A 3,027-nucleotide genomic window follows, 5' to 3' on the forward strand; every position below is an offset into this window, starting at 1 on the left:
GCCATGGCGCGGGGTGCGGTCCCGGTGTGGACGGTGGAGGTGTCCTCGGCGAAGGTCACGTCTCTGATGTGGTGCAGGGCCTCCACGGTCCAGTGGCCGCGGATCGCGGTGGCCAGGTCGGCGGGGGTGGTCTGGTGAGCGTCGAGGCTGGTGACGGCGTAGAGGGTCTCGCGGCTCTCGCGTCGGCCTGTCTGCCTGCGGCGGCGATGGACACGGATGGCCAGGCGGGCGTGGGGAAGGCGATCCCGCCGAGTTGGTCGGCGATGCCGCAGGTCTTGATCGAGCGGGACTCGTGGCGGCCGTGTCCGGTGGAGGTCGTGGTGTGCTGGACGGCGATGTCCCGCCAGGGCAGGGCGGCGAGTTGGCGGTGTGCGGTCGGCTGGTTCGCCTTGATCACCGAGATGTAGTGGGCCTTCTTGGTTTCGACCAGCCAGGTGACGTTCGCCTGGATTGAGTGCAGGGCGTCGAAGGTGACGAGAGTTCCGTTCAGGTCCAGCGGTTCGAGCAGGGGCTGAAAGTGCGCGGTCTCGTTTGTCTTCGCGCCGACCTCCGCCTGGGCGAGGGTCAGGGCCCGGTGGTGGGTGACGGCGGAGAGCAGGTGTCTGCGGCCGGCGGACAGGCGAGCCGATCCTCTCAGCGATTTGCCGTCGACGGCGATCACCTGCCGTTGCTCCGGAGCCGTTCCCGCAGGGGTCGGGCCGGCGGGATAGGCACCGACGGCCCGGTCCGGGGCGTCGCCGTCGACGGCCGCCAGCACACGGCCGATGGTCGTACGCGAGGGTGAGCGACGCCACCTGAGCGGATGCCGTCGGACTCCGACGGCCGTCAGCACATGGTCCGAGGCCCGCGCCGCCCACTCGGCGATCTCGTCGATACTGCTCGCTCCCGACACGGCCGCGCAGGCACAGACGAGGAGGATCGCGGTCAGTGAGTACCAGCGGCCCCGCCTCGCACGCGGGTCGGGCACCAGGTCCAGGAAAGTTCGCAGGTCAGCGACTTGGCCGATGTTCAGCGGACCCAGCCTCACCAACACCGACGGGATGAGAGAAGATACAGCGGCAGGCACGGGCCACCTCATGATCGTTGAGCTTCGACACCCCAATGATCACGAAGCCCGTGCCTGCTCTGCTATGCACCCCAACCGGTCACGGCCCGACCAACCACCCGACCCCGGATCTCGCCCAAGCCCTGACCCCAGGTCACAACCACAATCTGAGATCTCCATCGAACCCGGGGCGGTTCAGTGCACGCGGTCGCGGACCGGGATGTCCTGACGGAGGGCCGGCCCAGCGCTCGGCTGCTGCGACCGCTGACCAAGCTCGGCGCCGACGAGTGGGGCACGCTGGGCGAGATCCGGCACCTGAACCGCATCCCGTACGAGGAACCGGCGCCCGGTAGCTGCCGCGCGTCCGGCCCGCCCGTACCGCGCAACGGAACCGGGGCCGTCGCCGCTGCCGCTGCCGCTGCGACAACGGCGACGGCGGCCCCGGTGCGGGCCCCGAACGAACCCGCCCGGGCCGCCGGGCGGGTACCCGCCCGGCGGCGCCCGGTCAGGGGATGCGGTCGGTGAGTTCCAGGAGCGGAGGGTCGACCCGGAAGGTCTCCGGGTACTTGGCCGCCGCCCCGGTGTTCAGCACCACGACCTCCTCGTCGCCGGACAGCCACCCCTCCTCGCGCAGGACCCGGACCGCCGACAGGGTCGCCGCGCCCTCCGGGCAGAGCAGCGCTCCGTCCGCGGCCGCGCACCTGTCGCGGTCAGCGAGGATCTCCTCGTCGTCGACGGCGACGGCCCGGCCGTCGGTCTCGTACAGCGCCTCCAGGACGATGAAGTCGCCCAGCGCCTTGGGCACGGTGATCCCGAACGCCACCGTGCGCGCGTCCTGCCACGGCTCACTGGTGCGCTCGCCCTTCTCGAAGGCGCGCACGATGGGCGCGCAGCCGGAGGACTGCACGCTCACCAGCCGGGGCATCGCCCCGCGCAGCCACCCCAGTTCGCGCAGTTCGCGCAGGGCCTTGTGGATGCCGATGAGGCCCACGCCGCCGCCAGTGGGGTAGACGATGACGTCCGGAGCGCGCCAGCCGAGCTGCTCGGCGATCTCCAGCCCCATGGTCTTCTTGCCCTCGATGCGGTACGGCTCCTTCAGCGTCGCCGCGTCCATCCAGACTCCGGGCTCGGCGGCGATCTTCTCGGCCACCAGCCGGCCCGCGTCGCCGATCAGTCCGTTCACCAGGAAGAGGTCGGCCCCGGCGGCGGCGCACTCGGCCCGGGTGATCGACGGCGCGTCCTTCGGCATCGCGATCAGCGCGTCCAGGCCCGCCCGCGCGGCGTAGGTGGCCCATGCCGCCCCCGCGTTGCCGTTGGTGGGCATGGCGATCCCCCGCGCGCCCAGTTCGAGGGCCCTGGCCACGCCCACCGCGGCGCCCCGCGCCTTGAAGCTGCCGGTGGGTATGAGCCCCTCGTCCTTCATCACCAGCTTCGGCACGCCGATCGCGGCGCCGTAGCGGGGCAGCGGCACCAGGGGGGTCATGCCCTCGCCCAGGGTGACCACGTGCGCCGGATCGCGTACGGGCAGCAGTTCGTGGTAGCGCCACAGGTCCTGCCGGCGGTCCTGCAGGTCCGCGGGTGTGAGGGAGCCCCGGACCCGGTCCAGGTCGTAGCGGGCGAGGAGCGGCGATCCGCAGGCGCACAGGTTCTGCACGCGGTCGGCGTCGTGGCGGCGTCCGCACCGCGCGCACTCCAGATGCGTCAGGGCGCTGAAGGGCACAGTCATGCCTTCCTTCATACCTCGCCGGCGGTGGCGACCGGGTAACGAGGAGGTCATGACCCTGCGCACGACACGCGGTCGCGCACGACCGGCAGCGGCCGCATCGGGCGCCGCGGACGCGGGGCTGTGCGCGACGGACGCCCGCGCCCAGGTGCCGAAGGGCGAGTTCCGTCGTCGCCTCTCCCCTGGTGATGCAGCCCGTTCCCCGTTCCCGAATGCGTGAGCCGGTGGGTCATGCGTGAGCAATTGGTGAGCTGTCCGT

At 71.8% G+C, this 3,027-nt stretch carries 2 protein-coding genes; both read right to left on the reverse strand.

Going from position 1 to position 3,027, the window contains the following annotated elements; genetic code table 11:
* Positions 1-55: 55 nt before the first annotated feature.
* The gene (locus ACRWND_RS30550; RefSeq protein WP_431955179.1) at positions 56-1,033 is read right to left on the reverse strand and encodes an ISAs1 family transposase; all 978 of its coding nucleotides are present in this window, start codon (positions 1,031-1,033) and stop codon (positions 56-58) included.
* Between the two features lie 517 nt (positions 1,034-1,550).
* Positions 1,551-2,771 carry a threonine synthase gene (locus tag ACRWND_RS30555; protein ID WP_431955181.1) on the reverse strand — a complete coding sequence of 407 codons (1,221 nt, stop codon included), beginning with the start codon at positions 2,769-2,771 and terminating at the stop codon, positions 1,551-1,553.
* Positions 2,772-3,027 lie beyond the last annotated feature (256 nt).

It is taken from the genome of Actinacidiphila sp. bgisy167, assembly GCF_965342175.1.
Lineage (GTDB): Bacteria > Actinomycetota > Actinomycetes > Streptomycetales > Streptomycetaceae > Actinacidiphila.

Excerpts from the sequence above, each read along its gene's own strand:
- ACRWND_RS30555 (WP_431955181.1), bottom strand. The coding sequence starts at position 2,771 with ATGACTGTGCCCTTCAGCGCCCTGACGCATCTGGAGTGCGCGCGGTGC.